The 24330-nt window shown below is 66.0% G+C and carries 15 protein-coding genes and 2 pseudogenes; 8 read left to right on the top strand and 9 right to left on the bottom strand.

The window, feature by feature from the left end:
- Positions 1-19: 19 nt before the first annotated feature.
- The gene (locus BQ8008_RS12020) at positions 20-1099 is read right to left on the bottom strand and encodes a type I restriction enzyme HsdR N-terminal domain-containing protein (protein ID WP_108834190.1); all 1080 of its coding nucleotides are present in this window, start codon (positions 1097-1099) and stop codon (positions 20-22) included.
- A 422-nt stretch (positions 1100-1521) separates the two neighbouring features.
- Between BQ8008_RS12020 and BQ8008_RS12015 the strand changes: the two genes are divergently transcribed.
- The 3 genes and pseudogenes from BQ8008_RS12015 to BQ8008_RS14155 all read left to right on the top strand — a co-directional run.
- A complete protein-coding gene (locus tag BQ8008_RS12015) occupies positions 1522-3183 on the top strand; it encodes a sunset domain-containing protein (protein ID WP_267896226.1) in 1662 nt (553 codons plus the stop codon).
- A 567-nt stretch (positions 3184-3750) separates the two neighbouring features.
- Positions 3751-5310: pseudogene (locus BQ8008_RS12010) on the top strand (hypothetical protein); the annotation flags it as partial.
- A gap of 6 nt (positions 5311-5316) precedes the next feature.
- Positions 5317-5553, top strand: a pseudogene (locus BQ8008_RS14155) (choline-binding protein A); the annotation flags it as partial.
- 186 nt (positions 5554-5739) lie between these two features.
- On the opposite strand, the gene BQ8008_RS12005 reads toward BQ8008_RS14155, so the two are convergent.
- Complete coding sequence (locus BQ8008_RS12005) at positions 5740-6036, bottom strand: excalibur calcium-binding domain-containing protein (RefSeq protein WP_234415388.1); 297 nt, start codon at positions 6034-6036, stop codon at positions 5740-5742.
- 1098 nt (positions 6037-7134) lie between these two features.
- Here BQ8008_RS12005 and BQ8008_RS12000 point away from each other — a divergent pair.
- Positions 7135-7773, top strand: a complete 639-nt coding sequence (locus BQ8008_RS12000; RefSeq protein WP_108834187.1) for a malonic semialdehyde reductase — start codon at positions 7135-7137, stop codon at positions 7771-7773.
- A 180-nt stretch (positions 7774-7953) separates the two neighbouring features.
- Here BQ8008_RS12000 and BQ8008_RS11990 read toward each other — a convergent pair whose 3' ends face one another.
- From BQ8008_RS11990 to BQ8008_RS11970, 5 genes are all read right to left on the bottom strand, one after another.
- Positions 7954-8973 carry a glycoside hydrolase family 16 protein gene (locus BQ8008_RS11990; protein ID WP_234415387.1) on the bottom strand — a complete coding sequence of 340 codons (1020 nt, stop codon included), beginning with the start codon at positions 8971-8973 and terminating at the stop codon, positions 7954-7956.
- A gap of 93 nt (positions 8974-9066) precedes the next feature.
- Complete coding sequence (locus tag BQ8008_RS11985) at positions 9067-9453, bottom strand: hypothetical protein (RefSeq protein ID WP_108834186.1); 387 nt, start codon at positions 9451-9453, stop codon at positions 9067-9069.
- 103 nt (positions 9454-9556) lie between these two features.
- Positions 9557-10267, bottom strand: coding sequence for an anaerobic ribonucleoside-triphosphate reductase activating protein (locus tag BQ8008_RS11980; RefSeq protein WP_108834960.1), 711 nt, complete (start codon positions 10265-10267; stop codon positions 9557-9559).
- Between the two features lie 177 nt (positions 10268-10444).
- Positions 10445-12409 (bottom strand): ribonucleoside triphosphate reductase, encoded by a 1965-nt coding sequence (locus BQ8008_RS11975; RefSeq protein WP_108834185.1) that lies wholly within the window; start codon positions 12407-12409, stop codon positions 10445-10447.
- A gap of 434 nt (positions 12410-12843) precedes the next feature.
- The gene (locus tag BQ8008_RS11970; RefSeq protein WP_234415386.1) at positions 12844-13737 is read right to left on the bottom strand and encodes an endonuclease domain-containing protein; all 894 of its coding nucleotides are present in this window, start codon (positions 13735-13737) and stop codon (positions 12844-12846) included.
- 516 nt (positions 13738-14253) lie between these two features.
- Between BQ8008_RS11970 and BQ8008_RS11965 the strand changes: the two genes are divergently transcribed.
- The 4 genes from BQ8008_RS11965 to BQ8008_RS11950 all read left to right on the top strand — a co-directional run bounded on the left by BQ8008_RS11965 (position 14254) and on the right by BQ8008_RS11950 (position 21875).
- Positions 14254-15849, top strand: a complete 1596-nt coding sequence (locus tag BQ8008_RS11965; protein WP_108834183.1) for a serine hydrolase domain-containing protein — start codon at positions 14254-14256, stop codon at positions 15847-15849.
- A gap of 273 nt (positions 15850-16122) precedes the next feature.
- A complete protein-coding gene (locus BQ8008_RS11960; RefSeq protein WP_108834182.1) occupies positions 16123-17862 on the top strand; it encodes an alpha/beta hydrolase in 1740 nt (579 codons plus the stop codon).
- A 135-nt stretch (positions 17863-17997) separates the two neighbouring features.
- On the top strand, positions 17998-19779 hold the full coding sequence (locus BQ8008_RS11955) for a M20/M25/M40 family metallo-hydrolase (RefSeq protein WP_108834958.1): 1782 nt from the start codon (positions 17998-18000) through the stop codon (positions 19777-19779).
- A gap of 356 nt (positions 19780-20135) precedes the next feature.
- Entirely contained in the window at positions 20136-21875 is a 1740-nt protein-coding gene (locus BQ8008_RS11950) for an alpha/beta hydrolase (protein ID WP_108834181.1), read from the top strand.
- 114 nt (positions 21876-21989) lie between these two features.
- On the opposite strand, the gene BQ8008_RS11945 is transcribed toward BQ8008_RS11950, so the two are convergent.
- Both BQ8008_RS11945 and BQ8008_RS11940 read right to left on the bottom strand, forming a co-directional pair.
- The gene (locus tag BQ8008_RS11945; RefSeq protein WP_108834180.1) at positions 21990-22655 is read right to left on the bottom strand and encodes a response regulator transcription factor; all 666 of its coding nucleotides are present in this window, start codon (positions 22653-22655) and stop codon (positions 21990-21992) included.
- A 34-nt stretch (positions 22656-22689) separates the two neighbouring features.
- Positions 22690-24240 (bottom strand): alpha/beta hydrolase family protein, encoded by a 1551-nt coding sequence (locus BQ8008_RS11940; RefSeq protein WP_108834179.1) that lies wholly within the window; start codon positions 24238-24240, stop codon positions 22690-22692.
- Positions 24241-24330 lie beyond the last annotated feature (90 nt).

The following is a 24330-nucleotide window of genomic DNA, read 5'->3' as shown; positions in this document are numbered from 1 at the left end:
TCCACTTACTCAGCTAACCTCACCGATAACGACGAGCGGCCTCGCGAAGCTGTTCAGCATACTGGTAAATGTCTTCCAGTCGCTCAATTTCGTGACGAGTCTCTGCCTTGTGTTCATCAAGCAGACCAAGGTACTTCTTACTCTTCCCATTAAAATGAAAACGACACACAGGCTTGCGGTTTGAGTTGTCAACTAGAACACCAAAATAACTCTTGGTGTCACGATCGACGATACGTTCCAACGGAATCTCCACAGCTACAATTGCGCGGACAATCATGTACGCCTGTCTCTCCTCCTCGGTAGTTACAATACCAGCTTTTTTATCCTCGACATCAACATCTACTCGAGACACCTCATTTTGACTTTCTGTTGACACAGAAGTAGATTCGGCGAGAGCATTTTTCAGACGTTCATTAACTTGCTCCGCAAGGAACTGCCTACACGCCTTCTCCACAACCCCTTGGAAGAAGTCTCGCATCTTCGCGGTCAGCGCACCATCATACACGCGGCGCGCAAACAGTTGAACAAAATCAGCGTCAGGATTACTGAAAGTTTGGGCAATCTCGGTTTTCGTAGAAGACACATACTTGAGTTCTTCGGCTGCCGTCAACACCGAATCAAGATCGAAAGTCGCCTTGGTGAGTTTTTTCAGCTCTGGAAGAATGTAGGTGTCGACATTCATAAGATCCAAACGAAGGAACGGTCTGGAGTCCATAATATTTGGCTTGTCCAAATCAGTGTAGAACTGCCAATATCTTCCATTAGTCAGAACGCCGATTCGCGCATTAGAAACTGAAAAGTAGCGAACAAGCTGACTGGCATGCTCAAGAGATAGGGGTTCCCCAATCTTTTTGGCCTCGACTAGAATCTGTATAGACTCTTCACGCTTAATTGCATAGTCAATTTTTTCTGCTTTACGACTGCCAACATCGGCAACAAACTCAGGCACCACCTCATCCGGATTGAAGACATCATAGCCTAGAACACTCTGAATGAAGGGCATGATGATGGCATTTTTGGTAGCTTCTTCCGTCTCAAGCGAACCAGCATAATCTTGCACACGATTCGCTATGTTGAGCAATGCATCTTCGAATGACATAAGTCCTCACTGACTGTCTCGGAACAACAACCTCATCGATTCCGACATCCTAGATCTCCCCCACTCCTTCCCCTATATATTTCGACACACATCCCGAAGTTGTTGGCGTATTGTTATTTACGTATAGAACTCGAAACACTTAGATAGATCAAAGTGTGGGGTTACCCACCAAAAGCATCGACTCGCTCTTGCATCTCGCAGAGGACAGGTATTCCGCGAGCCAGAAAAATTCACCTGACGAGTATATGTTGGCCGAAATGAAACATTTTTTAGGAACTTCAACCCCTTCCACCAAAGTAGTCGCACAGTAAAATTGCTCTGCACCCACCTCGACGCATGTACTTGGCGAGGACTGTGCACAGGTAAACATCGGTGGATGCACTGTTCACACGATTGAGGACCGTGCCCTCAAGGAGGAAGTTATGAAGCGCTCCTGTCGATCCATGGTCGGCGCGCTCGCAGCGATGACGCTCGTGGGACTCGCCAGTCCCACCGCTCTAGCCGAAGAGCCAACCGCACCCCCGGCAAGCGACGTCGTCGCCAAGCAACCAGCAGCCCCGCCGGTCGCCCCGGCCGAGGCTTCACCAGCCGTTCCCGCCACTCCCCCGGCACCCGTGGCGGCAAGCGAAGCACCCTCCGCCCAGCCCTCCGACTCTCCCGCGCCCGCTGCTTCACCGAGTGAGGCACCGAGCGCCGCGCCCTCTGAAGATCCCACCCCCTCGGACAGGCCCTCCGACCCGCCCGCCGAGCCCAAGAAGGAATGGCGGGAGGAGAACGGCAAGCTGTACTACTACGAGAACGGCGTCAAGAAGACCAGCACCTGGGTCCTCGACGGAGGCCGCAAGTACTACGTCGGCGCCGACGGCACCCTGCAGACCAGCACCTGGCTGCAACTGGAGGGCAAGCGGTACTACGCCGACGCCCACGGCGCTGCCCTCACGGGCAGACGGAGCGTCGACAACGCCGACTACTACTTCGACAACGACGGCGTCATGCAGGCCAACCGGTGGATCGACCAGGACGGAGTCAGTTTCTACGTCCAGGGTTCCGGTGTCATCGCCACCAGCACGTGGCTGCACCTGGGCGACAAATGGTTCTATGTCAACGAAGTCGGCGCCAAGTCCATCGGCCTGGTGAAGGTCGGGGCGAGCTGGTACCACTTCAACAACGACGGCTCCATGACCGCGAGCACCTGGAAGCAGGTGAGCGATCACTGGTACTACGCCAACGCCGACGGCGCCATGGCCACCGGCTGGCAGCAGATCGACGGCACCTGGTTCCACTTCAATAACGACGGCGTCATGAGCACCGGCTGGATCTCACCGGACGGCCACCGGTACTACCTGGGCGGCAACGGGGCGATGACCACCGGCTGGGCACGGGTCGACGGTTCCTGGTACTACTTCGACACCACTGGCGCCATGCGCTCAAGCACCTGGGTCTCCAACGGCGGACAGTGGTTCTACCTCGAGGGCTCCGGCGCAATGGCTGCCGGGAAGTGGATCTCGCCGGATGGCCACTGGTACTACGTCGACGGGACCGGCGCCATGGTCACCGGCTGGCAGCAGATCGGCGGCGCCTGGTACTACTTCCACGGCAGCGGCATCATGGCGAGCGGATGGCAGCAGATCGGCAGCACCTGGTACTACCTCGGCGCCGGCGGCACCATGGCGACCGGGTGGCAGCAGATCGGCGGCACCTGGTACTACCTGGGCGGCAACGGGGCAATGACCACCGGCTGGCAGCAGATCGGCAGCACCTGGTACTACTTCAACAGTGGCGGCGCGATGGCCACTATGAAGTGGATCGAGGGCACCTTCTACGTCGATGGAAGCGGCGCGATGCTGGTCAGCACCACCAGAACGATCGATGGCTGGACCTACGCCTTCGACGGCAACGGTCGGTGGATCACCGTCAACAACGGGGGCTACAGCTGCCCCGCGTGGGCCCCGATCAAGGGCAATGCGAGCAGCAAGATCTACCACCACCCGTGGAACCAGTCCTACAGCGAGACCAAGCCCGAGGCATGCTTCTCCACCGACACACAGGCGGTGGCCGCCGGCTTCCGGGCCGCCAAGCGGTGACCCGACCACACTCACCACAACTGAATGAGTCCCGGGAGGATCGCCCCACCGGCGACTGACCGAGATCCAGGCCCATGGGGTCCCAAGCAAACGCGTTTGCTTGGGACCCCATGGGCTACGTGTCCACATCTGCCGCAAAGAGGCCCGCACGTCGATCGCACTTGTCCGAGACCCTCGGGATCATGCAGTCTCGCTTCCCCTCGCTGGGGTTCCTCAAAGCCTTTGTGACAGATGTAGAAACACTCGGGATCGAGGGCCTTCAGGAGCCCGCCGCACCGTGCTTGCCGCTCTACGGATCTTCAATCCCTCGCCTGAGCGCACCACGAGAGAACGAGACAGACTACTCCATGCGTTGAACCGTAATAAACCATGCGGATAACCATTTGAAGAGACACAAGAACTTAACCAAACTGATGCCATATCCATGCATAACAGCTAGTTAAACAGCATCGCGGGCTCGTATATTCTCTGTATCCGCCCTCCGGAGAAAAGGCCAGAGAAGACTGTTGACCGGCCGGTTGCGACGGAGACGTTCACAAGGAAGAGAACCATTTCCTCAAGGAGGACATGATGAAGCGCACTGGCCGATACATGATCGGCACACTCGCGGCGATGACGCTCGTGGGACTGGCAGGTCCCGCAGCCCTGGCCCAGAGTGATGGCCCCACCCAGCAGGGGGGCGAGGCCGCCGCCACCCAGCAGGCGACCTCTCAGCCGGCAACACAAACTGACGCCACAACCACCGCCACCCAGGCCACTGAGGACACCGCCCAGCAGGGGGGCGAGGCCGCCTCCACCCCGTCCACGGAGCCCAGCACCAAGCCCACCGAGGCCACCTCCACCCAGCAGGCGACCTCTCAGCCGGCACCACAGACTGACGCCACAACCGCCGCAGCGCCGACCAAGCCCACCACGGAGCCGACCACCGCGACGGAGCCCAGCACCAAGCCCACCGAGGCCACCGCCACCCTGCTGGGCGGTGTCCCCGGCGGCCTGGGTGGCGGCGGTTGTGGCGTCAGTTTGTGTTGCCGGCTGAGAGGTCGCCTGCTGGGTGGCGGCGGCCTCGCCCCCCTGCTGGGGTGGGCCATCACCCAGGCCGCCTCCACCCCGTCCACGGCGCCCAGCACCAAGCCCACCACAACCCCGTCGGCCAGCCCCAGCACGGCGCCGTCGGCTGACCCCACCGCAGCCCCGTCGGCCAGCCCCAGCACGGCGCCGTCGGCCAACCCCAGCACCGCACCGTCGGCCAGCCCCAGCACGGCGCCGTCGGCCAACCCCAGCACCGCACCGTCCGCTGACCCCACCACGGCGCCGTCGGCCAACCCCAGCACCGCACCGTCCGCTGACCCCACCACGGCGCCGTCGGCCAACCCCAGCACAGCACCGTCGGCCAACCCCAGCACCGCACCGTCCGCTGACCCCAGCACGGCACCGTCGGCCGACCCCAGCACCGCACCGTCCGCTGACCCCACCGCAGCCCCTTCGGCCGACCCCAGCAACAATCCTGAGGAACCCAAGACCGGCTGGGAGACCAAGGACGGCCACCGCTACTACTACGAGAAGGGTGAGCTGAAGAAGGACTGGGCCCAGATCGAGGGCACGTGGTACTACTTCGGCACCGATGGCGCCGCGGTCACCGGAACTCAGAAGGTCAAGGACGTCCTGTACTCCTTCGACGACATGGGAGCCATGCAGGCCAACAAGTGGGTCAAGGACAAGGACACCTGGTACTACGCCAACCCCAACGGCGACCTGGCCTCCAGCACCTGGAAGTCCATCGACGGCGCCTGGTACCACTTCAACGCCGACGGCAAGATGGAGACCGGCCTGGTCACCGTCGACGGCACCCGCTACTACCTCGACCCCGCAAACGGCGCCATGGCCGACGGTCGCTGGGTGAACGCCGACAACGCCTGGTACTACGCCAACGCCGATGGAGCCATCGCCACCGGCTGGAAGCAGGTCGACAACACCTGGTACCACTTCAACGGTGAGGGTGTCATGACCTCCAAGGGCTGGGTCGCCTCCGGCGGACAGTGGTACTACCTGGAGGAGTCCGGCGCAATGGCCACCGGAAAGTGGCTGGACGTGGACGGCCACTGGTACTACGCCAACGCCGACGGCGCGATCGCGACCGGCTGGAAGCAGGTCGACGGCGTCTGGTACTACCTCAACACGGACGGCTCCATGGCAACCGGCTGGGTCAAGGACGGAGGCCGTTGGTACTACCTCAACGCCAACGGTTCCATGGCGACCGGCTGGAAGCAGGTCGACGGCGTCTGGTACTACCTCCAGCCCAACGGTTCCGTGACCACCGGCTGGGCCACGATCGACGGCGGCCGGTTCTACTTCCACAACAGTGGTGCACTCATCCGATGACGTCGGAGACCACCCTGATCTGACCTGAGGAACGGTCACAGACAAGGCGGGGTTCCAAGCAGATTAGCTCTGCTTGGAACCCCGCCCTGTTCGTCAGGACACGGTTGCTGTGTCAGTCCTCGCCCAGTCGATCGAGGGAGCGTCCCGTGTAAGCCTCGACGCAGCCGTCGATCGCTCCTACTTCCACTCGCAGGCGATGCCGTCCTTGTCGCGGTCCAGCTCGGGCCGGTAGCCGGGCTGGCCTCGATAGAGCGGCGCCGCACCGGCATCACGAGCCGCCGTGCAGTTGCGGTAGTAGGCGCCGCCCGAGTCGGACTCGGGCCGTACCGGGGCCTCGCCCGCGCCGGGCGAGGCCCCGGGTCCGGTATCTCCCTCACTCGCGCCTGAGCCCTGCTCCGCCCCCGGAGCAGCGGGGGCCGCTGGCGGGGCTGTGGGAGGCTCCGTTGCCGGCACCGGCGACGGCAAGTAGATCACCGTTGGCACCGGCGACGGGCTGTCAACAACCGTGGGGACAGGGGTTGGCAAATAGACCACGGTGGGCACAGGAGTCGCCTCCGGCTGAGGCGGCGCATCATCCGACGCGCCAGCAGCACCAACCCCGGCCCCGAGAATAAACGTCACGACATAAGGGACGGACTTCCCCAAGAACTTCCGGCGCCTCGACGTCGGCCGATAGGACCAGCCGGCCCCAGCGTCAGAGAATACTGGTGGGAAGGGAGACGAAGGGGAGGTGTTCACTGGTACCTCAAGTCACGAGAAGAGAGCATGGCGGCTAGCCGAGAGAATTGAAGCACTTCAGCGAGGCTAATAACCTGAAGAACCATAAAATGCAACCACACCGCAATCCACAAGCTGCCTCCTGGAGTGCAAAGAGAACCTGATCCCTGAAGATCATTCCCATTGCAGCCCTCTGGCCGCTGCGGGGTTAACGCGTCTCGATACTCCTTGCCGACTCGGTCCGCCTCTGCTCAATCCGCGCCATCTCAGCTCACGCGATGTGAGCAAACGTCACACTCCTCAAACAAGGCCCCACAGGCCGCCCCAACCGGATGTGCTTCGTTCGCTACGCCTGGGAGTAGCGAACGAAGCACATGGAACTGATGGGTGCCAACGTCCTCGCAACACCGGCTTCGGTTGTCTTGTCCTCGACCGTTTCACGACGGACGGCGCCCGACGCGCCGCACCAGCAACAAAGCACAAGGAGGCGATGCCAAGAACCAAGATCACACCGAACGCCGGGAACGGCATTCTCCTCCATACTTCCTGCCCTATTGCCTACGGCGAACTCGGATCGGAACCTCGCCCTCCCATCGAGAAGAACGGCTACTCCTTGAACGGTGGGACCCAGGCACTCACAGCACACACGTTCTCCAGAACCGCGCGGATTGACCGCGCGACGGAGATCGGCTAGGAGGCCTGAGTCGGGGTCGAGGCCAGCGAGGGCGGAGGTCGTCAAGGCTGCCTTATGGGACGGTCTCCCTTATGGGACGGTCTCCGCCCGAGGCGGTCGGTGTTCCAGGTGGCGCGCCGACCGGCCTGCTCGGGGGAGACGGCACGTGCTTCAATCGAGGCATGGCAGTCGTCTCCCCCGTTCCGGTTCCGGGCCCCGTGCCCGGCGAGTCCGTCCTGACCGAGTCCGATGCCTCGCTGCTGTTTGGCGGCGCACGCACCGCCTACAGCTTCACCGATGAACCGGTGACGGACGCCCAGCTGCGGGCGATCCACGAGCTGGCCAAGTGGGCACCGACGGCGGTCAACGCCCAACCATTGCGGGTGGCGGCCGTGCAGTCACCCGCCGCCCGGGAACGGTTACTGCCCTGTCTTCCTCGCGGCAATCGCGAGCAGGCAGCAGGGGCGCCTCTCACACTCGTCTGCGCAGCCGATCGATCCTTCGCCGGGTCCCTACCGCGACTGCACCCGCGCGCCGAGCGCTACCAGCAGCTGCTGGAGGAGGGCGGGCCGGACATGCGGGCACGGTGGGCGCGCGCCTCAGCACTGGTTCAGACGGCCTACGTCATCCAGGCGATTCGCGCCGTCGGGCTGGCAGCCGGCCCCATGAACGCCGATGACGCCGAGGCGTTGGCGGCCGAGTTCTTCGCCGGTCAAGACGTGGAGATGCTGTTGGTCATCAACGTCGGTCACCCAGGGCCGGACGCCTACCAGGAGCGCAACCCGCGCCTGCCCTTCGAGGAGGTATACCGGGTGCTATGAGCCCAGCGGGTCGGCTACGCCCAGGCCGTGCTCGCGAAGCACCGCCCGCGCCATCTCCACCTTGAGCAGGCAGGAGGAGACCGACCGATCCTTCACGTGAGCATCCATGATGAACCGCGCAGCCTCATCGGCTCCGGGCTGGCCGAGGATCGAGAGGCAGCACCACGCCGGCGCACCGAGCTACCCCCTGGTGTAGTGGGCGACGTAGTCGATCTGGATGTCGGAGACGGCCGGGGTGAGCGGGCCGGGGACACCGCCGTCAACGGTCTCGTACTGCTTCGCGTCGCCGTTGGGGTCCATCGCCCCGGTCTGGACCCCGAAGAACATCCGTTTGTCGGTGATGCTCCGCTCGATCCGACCCCACTCCTGGCCGTCGAGGGTGAAGGTGATGAGGTTGTCCTCCACGATGACGCCGTAGGTGTGCCAGCCACCCATGTCGTCGTTATCGAGGACCTGCTGCGCCTGCTTGTTATCGGGGTCCCAGTGGTAGGTGCCCTCCACACGCGGACCGTTGACCCGGCCCTCGGCGAAGTCGATCTCCGGGGGCCAGCCCTGGTCCTGCGGCCACAGCAGGAAGACGTACCCGATCCCCTTGGCCCGGGGGAACTTGGCGCGGACCTCCCACCGGCCGCGTGAGGCCGCGAAGACGTTCTCGCTCGAGGTGCCGCCGGCGCTCCACTGACCGTCCTGGTACTGGGTGCGGACGATCAGTTCTCCGTTCTGGGTGAAGGAGTTCTTCCGCGACATCACTCCCATGGCCCCGTGCCCAACAGACGGATCGCCCCAGCCGTAGTGCTCCCAGCCCAGATCCTCAAGGGAGGAGTCGAAGCCCTCGAAGTAGTCGATGCTCCAGCCGTTGATCTGCGCATCGGATCGCCCCTGACCAGACGGCTGTGAGGGCGTCGCCGTTCCGGCGTCGGACGGCGAGGCGGAGGCGGACGGCTCGCCCGACGGGCCGCCGTCGGTCGGCTGCTCGGCGCTCGACGACGGAGCCGCTGGCACGGATGGTGCGTCACCCGGTGACGACGACGCCGTAGCGCCGGCGGAACTGCTCGGGGACGGCTGCTCGGTGCGGGCGCCGGCCGATGACGCGGCCGCGCCCGGGTCACCTCCTTGAGGCTGGATCGGCAGGCATGCGGTGGCCGTCGCAACGGCGAGCCCCGCGGTCATGAGGAGCTGGGTTACTCGTCTGGTCTTCACGGTCGTCTCCTTCTGGCGTGCGGTTCAGCCTAACCATCCAGTTGAGAGGTGAACAACCGCAGAAGGCCACTCGACGACGGACCGCACCAGCCCCTACGGCCGGAAGATCGAGCCGTCCTCACTGAGGTAGGCGACCGCGAGCCGCTGCGTCCATGCCAGCTGGCCGACGGTTTTAGCGAATACGTTCGCGTCCGACCAGCCGACGCCGGCGTAGATGAAGTCGGCGCCGATAACGTAGTCGCCGATCGGCAGCCCCTCGGCCTCCCTCGCGTCGACCTCCTCATCAGTCAGAGCGTAGGGACCGTTGATCGGTGGGAAGGTGCGGATGAGCTCGCGAAAGAAGGACCTGATCGCCGGGGTGGAGCCCTCGGTGGTGTCGTAGTCGTGCGGCTCCTCCCATCGGGAGACCCGCTTCCACCACTGCGGGAAGTCCTTGTCTGAGACCGCCGCCGGCTCGAAGATCAGGATGTCGTAGCTCATGCCCCGAGGCTAGGAGCGCGCCCCGCCACCAACCATGGACACCGCTCCCCACGGCGACCCACGTCAGCGGATCAACCACCTCCTGGTGCTCGCTGGTGGCGCTCTACGCCGGGCGATAGGTGAAGTGGTCCCAGCCCAGGGCCTCGATGCGCTCGGCCATGCGCTCGCACATCCCGTCCCAGCCGGGCGCCACGACGTCGAACTCGCCGGTCGTCCCCTCCGAGCGGGCCTGCTGGAGGGCGTAGACCCGAGCCCCCGCAGCGTGCACCCGCCGGGCGACCTCGACGGCGTCGTCGGCCGTCACGTCCCCGGGCACCACGGTGGTGCGCACCTCGAAGTCCGGCCCGCCGCGGTCGGCCGCCTCGATGAGCACCTCCAGGCTCTCCCAGGCCTTCGCGGCCGCGTTCGCCCGGCCGACCACCTGCTCGTAGTGCTCGGGCAGGGCCTTGATGTCCAGACCCACCCAGTGCATGAGCCCGGCCTCGATCATGTCGCGCAGCCGCCGCGGGTAGGGCCCGGCCGTGTGCAGCCCCACCTGGAAGCCCATGTCGATGACCTCGCGGGCGGCGTCGGCCAGGGCGTCCTGGCGCAGCGCCTCACCGCCGGTGAGGACGACGCCGTCGAGCAGCCCGCTCCGGCGACGCAGCAGGGCGCGCACCTCCTCCCACGCCACCTGGCCGGGCGTGCGGGTGGGGATGAGGGCCTGGTTGTGGCAGTAGAAGCAGTTCCAGGGGCAGCCCTGCATGAAGACGGTCGCGGTCAGGTGGTCGGGCCAGTCGACCGTGCTCATCGGGACGAGCCCGGCGATCACCAAGTCGTCGGCCGGCCGGTGCTCGGGGCTCTCCCCCGCCGTCGGAACGGGTGAAGAAGCCTGCGAGCTTCTCGGCAGGGAGTTCACGGCTGCTCCTCTCACGTCTTGTCGTCATGGCACCGGGACCGCTGGGCGCCGTCGCCGGATCATTCGACGGCGCCCAGCGGTCCCGGCGGGTCCTCAGGCGCTGACCGCGCTCAGGCGCGAGACGGCAGGGCCGTGGCCGCCGGCGGCGGCCTCGGTGAACATCTGCCGCTCCATGTACTCGCCCTTCTTGCCGATGTTGAACGAGCGCACCGGCCGGAAGTAGCCCATGACGCGGGTCCACACCTCGCACTCGACCGGCTCTGCCTCGGGGTGGAGCTCGGCGCACTTGGAGCAGGTCAGGTGCTCGCCGGCCAGGTAGCCATGGACGGGGCAGATGGAGAAGGTCGGCGTGATGGTGATGTAGGGCGTGCGGAAGGCGGTCAGGGAGCGGCGCACGAGCTCCTTGCAGGCGGCGGCCGAGGAGATCCGCTCGTTCATGTACAGGTGCAGGACGGTGCCGCCGGTGTACTTGGTCTGGAGCTCCTCCTGCATCTCCTGGGCCTCGAAGGGGTCGTCGGTGTAGCCCACGGGGACCTGGGAGGAGTTCGTGTAGTAGGGGTTGGCCTCCGTGCCGGCCTGGAGGATGCCGGGGTAGCGCTTGCGGTCCTCCTTGGCGAAGCGGTAGGTGGTGCCCTCGGCCGGCGTGGCCTCGAGGTTGTAGAGGTGGCCGGTGGCCTCCTGGAACTCGACCATCTTGTCCCGCACGTGGTCCAGGAGGCGCACGCACATGGCGTGGCCGCGCGGGTCGGTCAGGTCGTAGGCGTCGTGGGTGAAGTTACGGACCATCTCGTTCATGCCGTTGACGCCCAGGGTCGAGAAGTGGTTGTCCAGGCTGCCGAGGTACCGCTTGGTGAAGGGGAACAGGCCGGCGTCGATGTGGTGCTGGATGACGGTGCGCTTGAGCTCGAGGCTGTCACGGCCGATCTCGAGCAGCTCGTCGAGCCGGGCGGTCAGGGCGGCCTCGTCGTCGGCGTAGAGGTAGCCGAGCCGGGCCATGTTGATGGTGACGACGCCGACGGACCCGGTCTGCTCGGCCGAGCCGAACAGGCCGTTGCCGCGCTTGAGCAGCTCGCGCAGGTCGAGCTGGAGGCGGCAGCACATGGAGCGGATCATGCCGGGATCGAGCTCGGAGTTGATGAAGTTCTGGAAGTAGGGCAGGCCGTACTTCGCGGTCATGGTGAACAGGAGCTCGGTGTTGGGAGAGTCCCAGTCGAAGTCCCTGGTGATGTTGTAGGTGGGGATGGGGAAGGTGAAGACGCGGCCCTCGGCGTCGCCCTCGGTCATGACCTCCATGAAGGCGCGGTTGATGAGGTCCATCTCCGCCTGGAGGTCGCCGTAGGCGAAGTCGCAGACGTCGTCGCCGATGAGGGGGTGCTCGTCGGCGAGGTCCGCGGGACAGGTCCAGTCGAAGGTGAGGTTGGTGAAGGGTGTCTGGGTGCCCCAGCGCGAGGGGACGTTGAGGTTGAAGATGAGCTCCTGCATGCACTGCTTGACCTGGGCGTAGGTCATGTCGTCCAGGCGGACGAAGGGCGCCATGTAGGTGTCGAAGGAGGAGAAGGCCTGGGCGCCGGCCCACTCGTTCTGGAGGGTGCCCAGGAAGTTGACGATCTGCCCGACTGCGGAGGAGAAGTGCTTGGCGGGGCCGGCGGCGATGGCGCCGGGGACGCCGTTGAAGCCCTGCTGGAGGAGGTCCTTGAGTGACCAGCCGGCGCAGTAGCCGGCGAACATGTCCAGGTCGTGGATGTGGAGGTCCGCGTTGCGGTGGGCCTGGCCGGCAACGGCCGGGTAGACCTGGCTGAGCCAGTAGTTGGCGACAACCTTGCCGGAGGTGTTGAGCATCATCCCGCCCAGCGAGTAGCCCTGGTTGGCGTTGGCGTTGACGCGCCAGTCGGAGCGGTCCAGGTACTCGGTGATGGTGGCGACGGCGTCAACACTGGGGCGCTCGCCGCGGGCGACGGCGGAGTCAGCGGACGCCGGAGCGAGCGCGGGGGTGTCGGCCGGCAGCTGCGCCGAGTCGTCGGCCGCGGGGGCGGTGGAGGCAGGGTTCTTCTCGAGCACGGGTCTCTCCGATGGTTGGTGCGCGTGAGTTCGGACTGTTCTCGGCGGCGTCGGGCTCCGGGAAGGCCGAGCCCGAGGGGCGCCGCCACTGCCTGCCGGGAGCGACCCGGATGGCGGCACCGGTGCCGACCATACTCCCAAATCACACCGATGCAGCACATCATCTTGTGTCTCCATTGTATCTTGACCACAACATATTGCGATAGAGGCGAGGACTTTCGTCCCGATAATAAATACCTTCTCGCGCGAACTCGCGGATGCAGTCAGGCCTGTAACACGGACCATCGAAGCCGCAGGGAGAGCATGTATGAGACCCAGATCACTACTACCGGCGTGTTGGGACGACGTCATCAGCGATTCGTGTCCAAATCGGAGACAAAGGAGCCCAACCACCTTTCACTGAGCCACACGAACCGCGGAATCATGCGGTTCTGTCAAGCCCACTCAGCGCCAGCAACCACCTTTGTCACCGATTTGGACACTCCCCACCGCTCCAAGGCCCTCTGCACATCCGGGACGACCTGATGCGCGTAGACATCCTTCCTCGTGAAGCGCAGCGGCAGGAAGCCACGGGCAACAAGCCGGCGATCGCGCCATCGGTCAAGGCCGAATTGGTACTCGTCGCAGTGGTAGGTGTAGCCGTCAAGCTCCACGACCACCCACCCCTCGATCACCAAATCCACCTCGCCAACGCCCTCGATCTCCACCCCGTCCTCGAAGCTCAACCCCGCGGCCTCAAGGTCGATTCGCGCCAGAGTCTCCAATGGAGAACGAGACCGGTCACTGGCGCGATCGAGCCGTGCCAGCGCTCGAGCCGAGCCGGGCCCACGAAGCAGGTCGCGAACCTGCTCGGCAGTGACACGCTCATCGTGAAGTGCCGCGTCAAGAGCGATGAGCGGAGAGTCGTCCTGAACGTGGCAGCGCAGAAAACGAGCCAGGGCCTCAGGAAGTGGCTGCACCGGGTATGAGGTTGGCGCTAAACGAGTCCGATACCGGTCTGCATGGAGCACCTCCCGCCCAACAGCCGAGAATCGCCTACCTGCCGCGACCACAAGATGAACCTGCTCGGCGCCCTGGGCCACCGGCAGGCCGTAGTGACGCATGGCGGCCTGGCAGGTGAGGAGCCCACCGTGAATGCGGGCAAGAACAACGGCGCGTTCAGCACCCGGTATACCGACAACACCATGCTCATGGGCGATGAGTTCACCAGCCCTCACGAGAGAAGCGACATGCCGGCGCTGGGTGCGAGTCAGATCAAGGTCCCGAACGCGCACCGCGCCGTAGCAGCCACGAACAACGGCGAGCAGGTCTGTGTCCAAGGTGCTCATGGGGCCCATTGCCGCCTACTGGCAAAGTGGACGCAACACCGTGCCGGAGCTCTGTGGACAACCGTCACAGCCATCAGACTGTGGCCTCCAGAACCCATCGAAGTATCACCGATGTCCTGACACAGAACTGTCACCCATGTCCAGAGACATCACGCCCTGGTAGCCCGAGCATTGTGTCCAAATCGGAGACAAAGGAGCCCAACCACCTTTCACTGAGCCACGCGAACCGCGGAATCATGCGGTTCTGTCAAGCACACTCAGCGCCAGTAACCGCCTTTGTCACCGATTTGGACACTCCCCACCACTCCAAGGCCCTCTGCATGTCCGGAACCGCATGGGAGGTCGCATTCGCCGGCGTCACTACTGCCACACTCACCCAGATCAGGACGGGACGCTCTATGTTGCACCGCCGACCCGCCCTGCTCGACGGCCGACATTCTTTTGTCGGGCTGGCACGACATGAGTTGACTGGCTGGCTGGATCGTCCCGGCGAGAGCGCCAGGACAGCCTGGTCGCATGAGCATCGCAGCCTCTCCAATCCCCCGTCCCCAGCCGCCATCACCGCAGGTCAGGCCCGTATCTCCCACCCGGCCGTCACGCGGTCTCCTCCCCCGCTGGGCCTGCGCGGTCCTGGCGGCCTGCCTGGCTCTGGTGGTGTTCGCCGTCGGGCCGCACGCACCGAAGGCCGACACCTCCTCCATCACCGGCGACAAGGACCTGGCCAAGCAGGTCATCGGTCTTCTGCCCGACGACTACCAGGCCCGCGGCATCCACGTCTCCGTCATCACCGCCGACGGCGCCCGTCACGCCGGCATCGGCACCGCCGCCTCCGGCCAGCAGTACACGTCCACCACTCCCATGGAGATCGGCTCGATCACCAAGACCTTCGCCGGCCAGCTCCTGGCCGATGCCATCGCGCGCGGCGAGGTCAAGGCGAGCGACCCGCTGTCCACCCACCTGCCCGAGCTCGCCGGTACCCCGGCGGGCGAGGCCACCCTGGAGGAGGTCGCCTCGCACCGCTCCGGTCTCCCAAGCATCCCCACGCAGGATGAGAGCAGGTGGGTGCTGCGAGCAAACATCCTGGGGCTCAACCCCTTCACCGACCGCATCGGCCAGCTCATCGACAGCGCCCGCGCCACCACGATGGGCAAGCGCGGCGAGTTCGCCTACTCCAACCTGGGCATCTCGCTGCTGGGTGAGGCCCTCACCCGTGCCGCCGACGCCGAGTCCTGGAAGTCCTACATCACGGAGCGGCTCTTCATGCCCCTGGGCATGGAGCACACGACCCTCACCTCCGGCCAGGCGGACATTCCCGACGGCGCCATCCACGGCGTCCAGGCCAATGGGCGCCGCGGCCAGTCGGTCAGCGGTTCTGGCTTCAACCCGGCCGGCGCCGGTGTGTGGAGCACCCCGGAGGACATGACCCACTACGCCCAGGCGGTCCTTACCGGCACAGCCCCCGGAGGTGACAGCCCCCAGGAGCCGCGGTGGCCGGCCGAGGTCATGGACGGAATCAAGCTGCCGGGTGAGAAGGTCGGCTACACCTGGTACACCGACGTCGTCGACGGGCACACGATCATCAACCACGGCGGCACCACGATGGAGTACATGACGCACCTGGCCATCGACAAGGAGTCGGGCAAGGCCGTTATGGTCTACACCGACCAGAACAATGATGGGACCGCCTCCGCGCTCGCCACGGCGCTCCTGACCGACGGCCAGAAGATCTCGACGGCGCGCATGCCGATGACCGCCGACACACTGCCCCAGACCGCGATCCTCGGGGCCTTCACCATCCTGGCACTCGTCATGGGCCTGTACACGGCCGCCTGCGCGGCGAGCGCGCCCAGCCGTATGGCGGTGGCCTGCCGCGCGGCCGCACTCCTCGCCTGCCTTGCAGCCGCCGCCGCCAGCGGGCCCTGGACGTCCCTGCCGACCTGGATCCTGGCAGTGGCGACACTGCCTGGCATGTACGGCATCGTCCGGGGCATCACGCTGTGGCCGGATCTGCCCACGCTGCCGCGTCACCGAGCCTGGCTCGGCTGGATGCAGGTGGGGCTGACTCTCGCCTTCGTTGCCCTCTGCCTGATCGTCGCCTGGCCCAAGGCCTGAACCACCCACGCCTGGCACCGCATTCGTACCCTGCCGTGCCTTCGGGTCCTGACCCACCGACCCTGAGCCGAAAGGTACGAACGCGGCGACCACCTGGGGGAGGACGACGACATCCACCTCCTCCGGAAGGCCAACCGAGTCCGCCCCGGCGGCCGACGAAACCGGTGCCGCCTCAGCTTTAGCGTCGCAGAGGTCCGGGTACTGCGGAAGCACAGCCCGGACGGAACGACCAAGCCCAGACACAACCCCGACACCATAAGGAGCACACCCCCCATGAGACCGACACCCCTCACCGCGCGGAAGGCGGGCGCGGCCCTGGCAGCACTGATGCTGTCGGCAGCCCTGGCGGCGTGCCAGCCGCAGACCTCCGCCACCGGCGCCGCAACCCCCACATCCGTGCCAGTGCCCAGCGACCAGACCAGCACCACAGCCGGCGGATCTCATGGGGGCTCCACCGGTGGATCCACTGCCAGCTCCACCGACGCCTCCCAGACCAGCACCCCGCAAGGGCTGGAGAGCTTCTACAACCAGGACATCGACTGGCAGGACTGCTCGGACGGCACCTCGCCCTTCCAGTGCGGGACGGTCACCGTCCCCCTGGACTACAACAACCCTGGCGGCCAAACCATCACGATCGCCCTGAAGAAGCTCCCCGCCTCCGACGGCGACGCCGAACACGGCTCCCTGTTCACCAACCCAGGAGGCCCCGGCGGCAGCGGGATCCGGGAGCTGGAGGCCCAGGCCACCGCCCTGCCCGAGGAGCTTCGAGCCGGCTATGACATCGTCGGCTTCGATCCGCGCGGCGTGGGGCAGTCCACCCCGATCACCTGCTGGACCGACGAGGACATCAGCCAGGCCCTCACCGACGCCCAGAACGGCAAGACCCCCGACATCGGGCCAAGCAACACCGCCTCCTCCAAGAGTCTGTCGGCCCAGGAGAAGATGGACCGGGGCGCGGCCGACGCCGCCAGGTGCGCCCAGCACTCCGAGGTCCCCGAGCTGCTCGACCACGTCGGCACCCGCAACGTCGCCCGCGACCTGGATGTCCTGCGCGCCACATCCGGGGACGCCACGTTGAACTACCTTGGGGTCTCGTACGGGACCCATATCGGAGCCGTCTACGCCGACCTCTTCCCAGGCCGCGTCGGACGCGCCGTCCTGGACGGGGCCATGGACCCGTCGCAGCGCTGGGCCGACGGGGAGGCCGAGGTCACGGCTTTCAAGGAAGGTGTCCTGCGCCAGTACATCGAGCACTGCCAGGCCCATGATGGCTGCCCCCTGACCGGCTCCACGGACGAGGCGATCGCCCAGCTGACGGCCTTCGTCGACGGCCTGGACCAGGCCCCTCTCACCGCCCCGGACTCCAGCGTCACCGTCAACACGCAGGAGGCCACCACCATCATCCAGCACTACGCGGTCGAGAAACCGGACTGGGACGCGCTGACCGCCATGCTCGCCCCGGCGATGAACAACCGCGATGGCGCCCTCATGGTGGCAGCGAAGCAGAGCACGCTCGCATCTCAGCTGCCGACGACCGCCGAACAGGCCGTCGCCGGGGCCAACACCCTGTTCATGTCTGCCGCGGTCATCTGCAACGACTACCCGGACACGGCCGACACCGTCTCCGACTGGGACGCTCAGGCAGCCGCCGAGAGGAAGACCTCCCCCTTCTTCGGCGGTACCTCACATGGTCTGGACGCCTACTGCCGCGGCTGGGGACACCGGGCACAGACCCCGCCCCAGGAGACCCACGCCGAGGGCTCCGACCCGATCCTCGTCGTCGGGCTCACCAAGGACTCCCGGACCCTCTACCCCTGGGCCCAGAGCCTCACCGACCAGCTGGACAACGGCCACCTGCTCACCGTCCAGGGCTACGGGCACGTCACCTTCGGCAGCAACGCCTGTGCCACTGCGGCCATGACTGACTTCCTCGTCAACGGGACCGTCCCGGCAGAGGGCACCACCTGCGCCGCAGAGCCCCAGCCCGCCGCCGACGGCGGAACCGGGAACTGACGGGCGGCGCCAGGTTCGTACCCCACGCCGCGCCTTCGGGTCCTGACCCGCCGAGGTCGAGCAGAAGGTGCGAACGTGGCGCCGGCCCTCCTGCCTCACTCACCACCGATTCACATCCTCAAGGAGCTTGCCACCATGACTGATCAACGTTTCTCCGCACCCGATCTCGCTCGGCGCCTGCTGGCCCCGATCGCCGCTCTGCTGGGGCTGGTGGCGGGCCTGAGCGTCCTCATCCTGCCCTCCCCCGCACCGACCACCGCCGGCCCGACTCAGTTCTCCGCCGAGCGCGCCATGGCCTCCATCAACCGCCTCGCCGACGAGCCCCACAGCGTCCTCAATCGCGAGGCGCACGACCGGGCGCGCGACGACGTCATCGGCATGTTCTCCGACCTGGGTTACACCGCCGACGTGCACTCCGACCCGCTGTTCGACTTCAGCATCCCGGAGGACAAGGAGACCTTCGACATGCTGTCCGCCGAGCAACAGGCGGCGGTCAAGGACGCGCCAGCCGAGACGATCGTCGTCGACGTGCCGGGGAAGTCGGAACGCACCATGGCACTCATGGCCCACTACGACTCGGCCACGGACTCAGACGGGGACAGAGCGCGCTTCACCACCTCCGGTGACTCCTACGGGGCTGCCGATGACGGCTACGGCGTGGCCACCATCGTCGAGACGCTCCGGGCCCTCAAGGCCGAGGGGCGCCAGCCGGAGAACTCATTGAAGATCGTCATCACCGATGCTGAGGAGATCGGCCTCATCGGCGCCCGCAACGAGATGCACCACCACCGCGCCGACTACGAGAACGTCGACCTCGTCCTCAACCTCGAGGCGCGCGGCATGAGCGGCCCGGCGTTCATGTTCGAGACCTCCCCGAACAACAGCGCCGTTGCCGGCTACTTCCTCAGCCACGTGAAACAGCCCGTGACCGGCTCGCTCTTCCCCTCGCTGTACGCACTCATGCCCAACTCCACCGACATGACGAACCTCATCCCCGAGGGCTTCACGGTGCTCAACATCGCGGCGGTCGGGGATGCCGACCACTACCACCAGTCCACGGACGCCCCGCGCTACGTCGACCACTCGACCCTCCAGCACTACGGCGACCAAGCCCTGGACCTCACGCGGGCCTGGGCCTTCGACGGACAGGCCCCCACGCTGACCGCCGACGGCGACCTCCACTTCTTCCAGCTATGGCGGGGATTGACCGTGCGCTACCCGGCGGCGGTCGGGACGGGGCTGGGCTGCCTGGCCGTCATCGCGGCCCTCGGCGCCGTCGCGGTACGGACCAGGTCCCTGCACTGGAAGCGGGTCCTGGGGAGCGTGTGGGGCCTGACCTGGCGAGCCGTGTCCGTCTCCACCGCCGCAGGACTGGCGCAGCTCGGTGCCATGGCGATGAAGTGGGCGCCGGAGAGCGGGCTCGGACCGAACCCGCTACTGCCGTGGATGTTCGCCGGCGGAGCCATCATCGGGGCCGGGCTCACAGCGCACTTCGTGGTGCGGCGCTGGAAGGAGGGACTCGGGCAGGAGACCGTCGCTGCGGTGCTGCTCCTGCTGACGGCCGCCTGCGTGCCGCTCATGGTGCTGGTGCCCGGCGCTGCCTACGTCCTGGTTCTCCCCACGCTCGCCCTGGCGCTGACCGCCCTGGCGCCACAGCGGATGCGGCCAGTGGTCGGGGCCCTGGCGGCCTTCGTCATCGTGGTGCTCTTCGCACCCACGATCCTGTTCATCCACGAACTGCTCAGCCTCAGCGCGGTGTGGGCGACCGTGTTCTTCGCGATCATGCCGATGGCGCCGCTGGCACTCGTGCTCCTGCAGGCCGGTTCCCGGCGCACCCAGCGCACCACCGCGCGGACCAGCAGCAGACCTGACGCCGCACTCGACGGCGCAGGAGGTCCGGCCACCGCGACGGCGTAGGACGGCGCAGCCGCGAGCACGCCCGCCGCATGGCCGTGGCCTGCCACGTGCTGGAAGATATGGACGCGTCAACCTCCCGGGGGACGAAAACGGACCTCGTCCGTTTTCCTCCGGGAGGTCAATATCATCTACCTGGGGGCCACGAACCGGCGCCTCCAAGATCCTCCCGATGGTCGAGGAAACCGACACCGCCGCGCCCTTAACGTCGCAAACGTCCGGGCGTTACGGGGGCGCAGCCCGGGCGGAGCCTACCAGCGGGAACGAGTCGGACACGAGGCATCGCACCGCCCGCGGCCGCCTCGGCCCGCGGTAGGCAGAGACCGACGACGTTCCAGCCCTCAAGGAGCAGAAGCCCTATGAGACCGATACCCCACACCGCGCGGAAGGCAGGCGCGGTCCTGGCAGCACTGATGCTGTCGACCGCCCTGACGGCCTGCCAACCACAGGCCTCCGCCGCCAGTACCGCACCACCCACATCCGCCCCCACTCCCACCGCCCCTGCCAGCGGTTCCCCCGGCAGCTCCAGCAACTCCACCGGCAGCCCCGGCAGTTCCAGCGGCGGTTCCCAGAGCGACGTTCCCCAAGGGCTGGAGAGCTTCTACAGCCAGACCATCGACTGGAAGGACTGCTCGGACGGCACCCCCTTCAAATGCGGGACGGCCACCGTCCCCCTGGACTACGAGCACCCAGATGGTCGCACCATCACGATCGCTATGAAGAAGCTTCCTGCCTCCGACGGCAACGCCGAGCACGGCTCCCTGTTCACCAACTTCGGAGGCCCCGGCGTCAGCGGCGTCGAGGTAGTGGAGAGCGCGGCCTCCTCATTCGCAGAGGAACTTCGAGGCGCCTACGACATCATCGGATTCGATCCTCGCGGCTTGGGGCAGTCCACCCCGATCACTTGCTGGACCGACGACGAGATCAACCAGTCCCTCACCGACACCAAGAACGGCAAGAGCAGCACGCTCTCCGAGATCATGGCGACCGATATCCTCTGGTCCAAAAATTCTTCCGCCCAAGACAAGATCGACCGGGGCGCGGCCAACGCCGCCAGGTGCGCTCAGCACTCGGAGGTGCCCGAGCTGCTCGACCACGTCGGCACCCGCAACGTCGCCCGCGACCTGGACGTCCTGCGCGCCACGAACGGCGACACGAAGCTGAACTACCTGGGCATCTCCTACGGGACCTACATCGGAGCCGTCTACGCCGACCTCTTCCCAGGCCGCGTCGGACGCGCCGTACTGGACAGCGCCATGGACCCATCGAAACGGTCGTCCGACGAAATCAGAGTCGAGCAAGCTGCCTTCCAGGAAGGCGTCCTGCGCCAGTACGTCGAGTACTGCCAGGCCCAAGGCAACTGCCCCCTGACCGGCTCCACGGACGAGGCGATCGCCCAGCTGACCGCCTTCGTGGACGGCCTGGACAAGACCCCTCTGACCGCCCCGGACTCCAACGCCACCGTCAACACGCAGGAGGCCACCGAAATCATCTATCAGCATGTCTTGGGGCAGCCGGACTGGGAGGCGCTGACCGCCATGCTCGCTCCGGCAATGAACAACCGCGACGGCACTCTCATGGTGAAAGCGAAGCAGGGCTCGCCCGGGCTGTCGCCGGAGATGACCGTCGAGGAGGCGGTCAACATGGCCAACAGCATGGTCCTAGCCAACGCGGTCGTCTGTAACGACAACCCGGACGCGAGCGGCACCGCCTCCAAGTGGGACGCGCAGACAGCCGCCGAGAAGAAGAACTACCCCTTCTTCGGCGGCACCTCAAACGCTGAGGAGGCGTACTGCCACGGCTGGGGACACCGGGCGCAGACGCCACCCACACAGACCCACGCCAAGGGCTCCGACCCGATCCTCGCTGTCGGGATCACCGGCGATGCCCAAACGCTCTACCCCTGGACCCAGAGCCTCGCCGGCCAGCTGGACAACGGCCACCTGCTCACCGTCAAGGGCCACGGGCACGGCGCCTTCAACAAGAACACCTGCGCCACCACGGCTATCACCGACTTCCTCGTCAACGGGACCGTCCCGGCAGAGGGCACCACCTGCGCCGCCGAACCCCGACAGGCCGCCGGCGGAGCCGAGGGCTGACAGACAGCACCGCACGTGCGGGACACTTCGGGGCCTCGGGGCACTCCTGGCGAGTGGCCCGAGGTCCCAGTCTGTTGGGCGGGAGTGGGTGTCGTCGGGCCGGCGGCAGCAGGTTCAGCGAGCGACGTCGTCGACGGCGCACTCGGCCACGGCCACGGCGAGCTGGACCCGGTTGGAAACGCCGAACTTGTCCAGCAGGGCGGAGACGTGGGTCTTGACGGTGCTGGCACCGACGACGAGCTCCTCGGCGATCTCGCCATTACCCAGGCCCTGAGCCACGAGCAGGGCGACCTGGCGCTCCCGGTCGGTGACGGTCTCGGGGAAGGCTCGGCGCTGCGGGGTGACCTCGACGGCGGCCTCGACGAGCCGGTCCAGGACGGAGCCGGAGAAGGCCCGCTGGCCGTCAGCGGCGGCGTGCACGGATCGGAAGATGATCTCGGGGGCGCTGTCCTTGAGCAGGAAACCGGTGGCGCCGGCGCGTAGGGCGGCGGCGACCATCGCGTCGGTGTCGAAGGCGGTCAGCACAAGGACCTTGGTTCCTGGACAGTCGGCAGCGATCTGGGCGGTGGCCCAGACGCCGTCGGTGCCGGGCATGTGCAGGTCCATGAGGACGACGTCGGGGCGCAGACTGCGCGCCGCGTCGTAGCCGCTGCGCCCGTCGGACCCCTCACCGAGGACCGTGACGCCGGAGTCGCTCTCCAGGATGAGACGCAAGGCAGCACGCACGAGGGCGTCGTCGTCAACGATGACAACACGTACACGGCGCTGCGGTGAGTCCATGCCGATTCCTTTGCTTGTTCAACTACCTGGGAGGCTACTGTACGTCGGGGCGGGCCGGATCGGGCAGGAAGTGAACCCTCCGGGGTACGGCGGAGTCGTGACCCAGCAGCCTGGGCTCCTGGCCGCGCAGGGTGTGGTTGAAGAAGTCGCTCACCAGCGCCCGAATCGTCTCCTCGGTCTGAGGCTGGACCGTATTGCCGTTCAGGGCGGGGACGACGAAGGAGAACAGATCGTGGCTGAAGTGGTTGGTATCCTCAATGGTGGCTGCCCAGGTCGGTCCGGTACTGCGGTCGTGGAACTGCTCCTGGAACCGGGCATCCTCGATAGAGCCCTCATCCTGGTCTTGTTCCCCTTTACGGGCCTTGGAGATGTCAGCGACGTGATCGGTGGACAGGATATTGAGGCTAGGGGTCGGCACGCCGGTGTCGCGGACCGTTCCGAAGTGGGTTCCGTCCACGTTGATACCAGCGTCGAAGCGAGGGTCATCGGCCAGAGCCTGCTCCGCGCTGGCGCCCCCGAGGGAGAAACCCATAGCACCCACCGAGTCGAGGTTGAACCGATGATGGAACGGGTTACCGGGATCCGCATTAAGCGCCGTGAGATGGTCCAGGATGAAGGAGAGGTCAGCGGAGTTGGTTGAGACCGAGCGACTCGCCCTATCAAGCCAGTTTGCCTCGGTAGCCGAGGGGTCGCGCGGGCCCCGATCAACCTGGCGACCACTGCTCAGGGAGACAGGGGCACCGGAGGTGTAGGGGTGATCCACAGCGACGACGACGTAGCCCTGACTGGCCAGGTCCACCATGAGTGAGGTGTTGTCGAAGCGACCGGATCCTGCCCCGGGTGAGTAGAAGATGACGGGGAACCCGCCCGGCACCTGGACGACCTCACCCCCACGCACCGCATGGGTGTCAATCAGCCGGAAGTAATCAAACAAGTTCTCCAGCGCGCCTCTCGCCCGAGAGGACCCAGTCAAGTCACTCGCGCTCAACGCGGCGCTCTTGGCCAGCCGGCGGTCCAGGGCAAGAGGCCTTCCTTGGGTCGTCGCCTCCGTCGGGTACCAGATCGAGAACTCGACCTCGCGCAGGTCGTTCTCATCGGGCGTCGTCCACTCCTGGCGGCTGGAGTCCGTCAGGTGCTCCTCGGTGTAGCCGACGGCGTAGGGGCCGCTCGGCGAGGGCAGGTCGAAAACCGGGAGCAGGACGCCGGCCGCGGATGACACCGCCAGAGCGAGGACCCCCGCCGTTATCGCCGTGATACGCCCCAGCACTCGCAGGGCGGGTCGCTTGCGCCGAGGAATGTCAACGGCGGCTCGACGCACCTGGCGGAACCAGCACATTAAAAGGGCACAGGCCAGAATCACTGTGACGGCGTAGGCCGGGATCATGACGAACCGGTGCTGCTCGACGACGAGGTGGACCAGAAGAGTAAGGAGAAGCACCGCCAGCAGGACGGGCTCGGCCCGCAGCCACCGCCTCATGCTCGACATCCCGGAAGCCGCCTGCCACCAGCGGGACGGCACCCTGAAGACCGTGAGGAGCAGTACCACCGCGTCCACGGCAACCACTGCGATCTCCAGCATTCTCATCGGTATTCCTTTCACTCACCCAGCAGGTCCGGCACGGACATTAGCCGGGCTCCGGCAGCGGGCACCTCCCCCAGGTGGGGGATGCCTTTC

The organism is Actinomyces sp. Marseille-P3109 (genome assembly GCF_900323545.1).
Classification (GTDB): Bacteria; Actinomycetota; Actinomycetes; order Actinomycetales; family Actinomycetaceae; genus Actinomyces.
The sequence above is the reverse complement of the archived record's forward strand: the minus strand, read 5'-3'. Positions and strand labels throughout refer to the sequence as shown.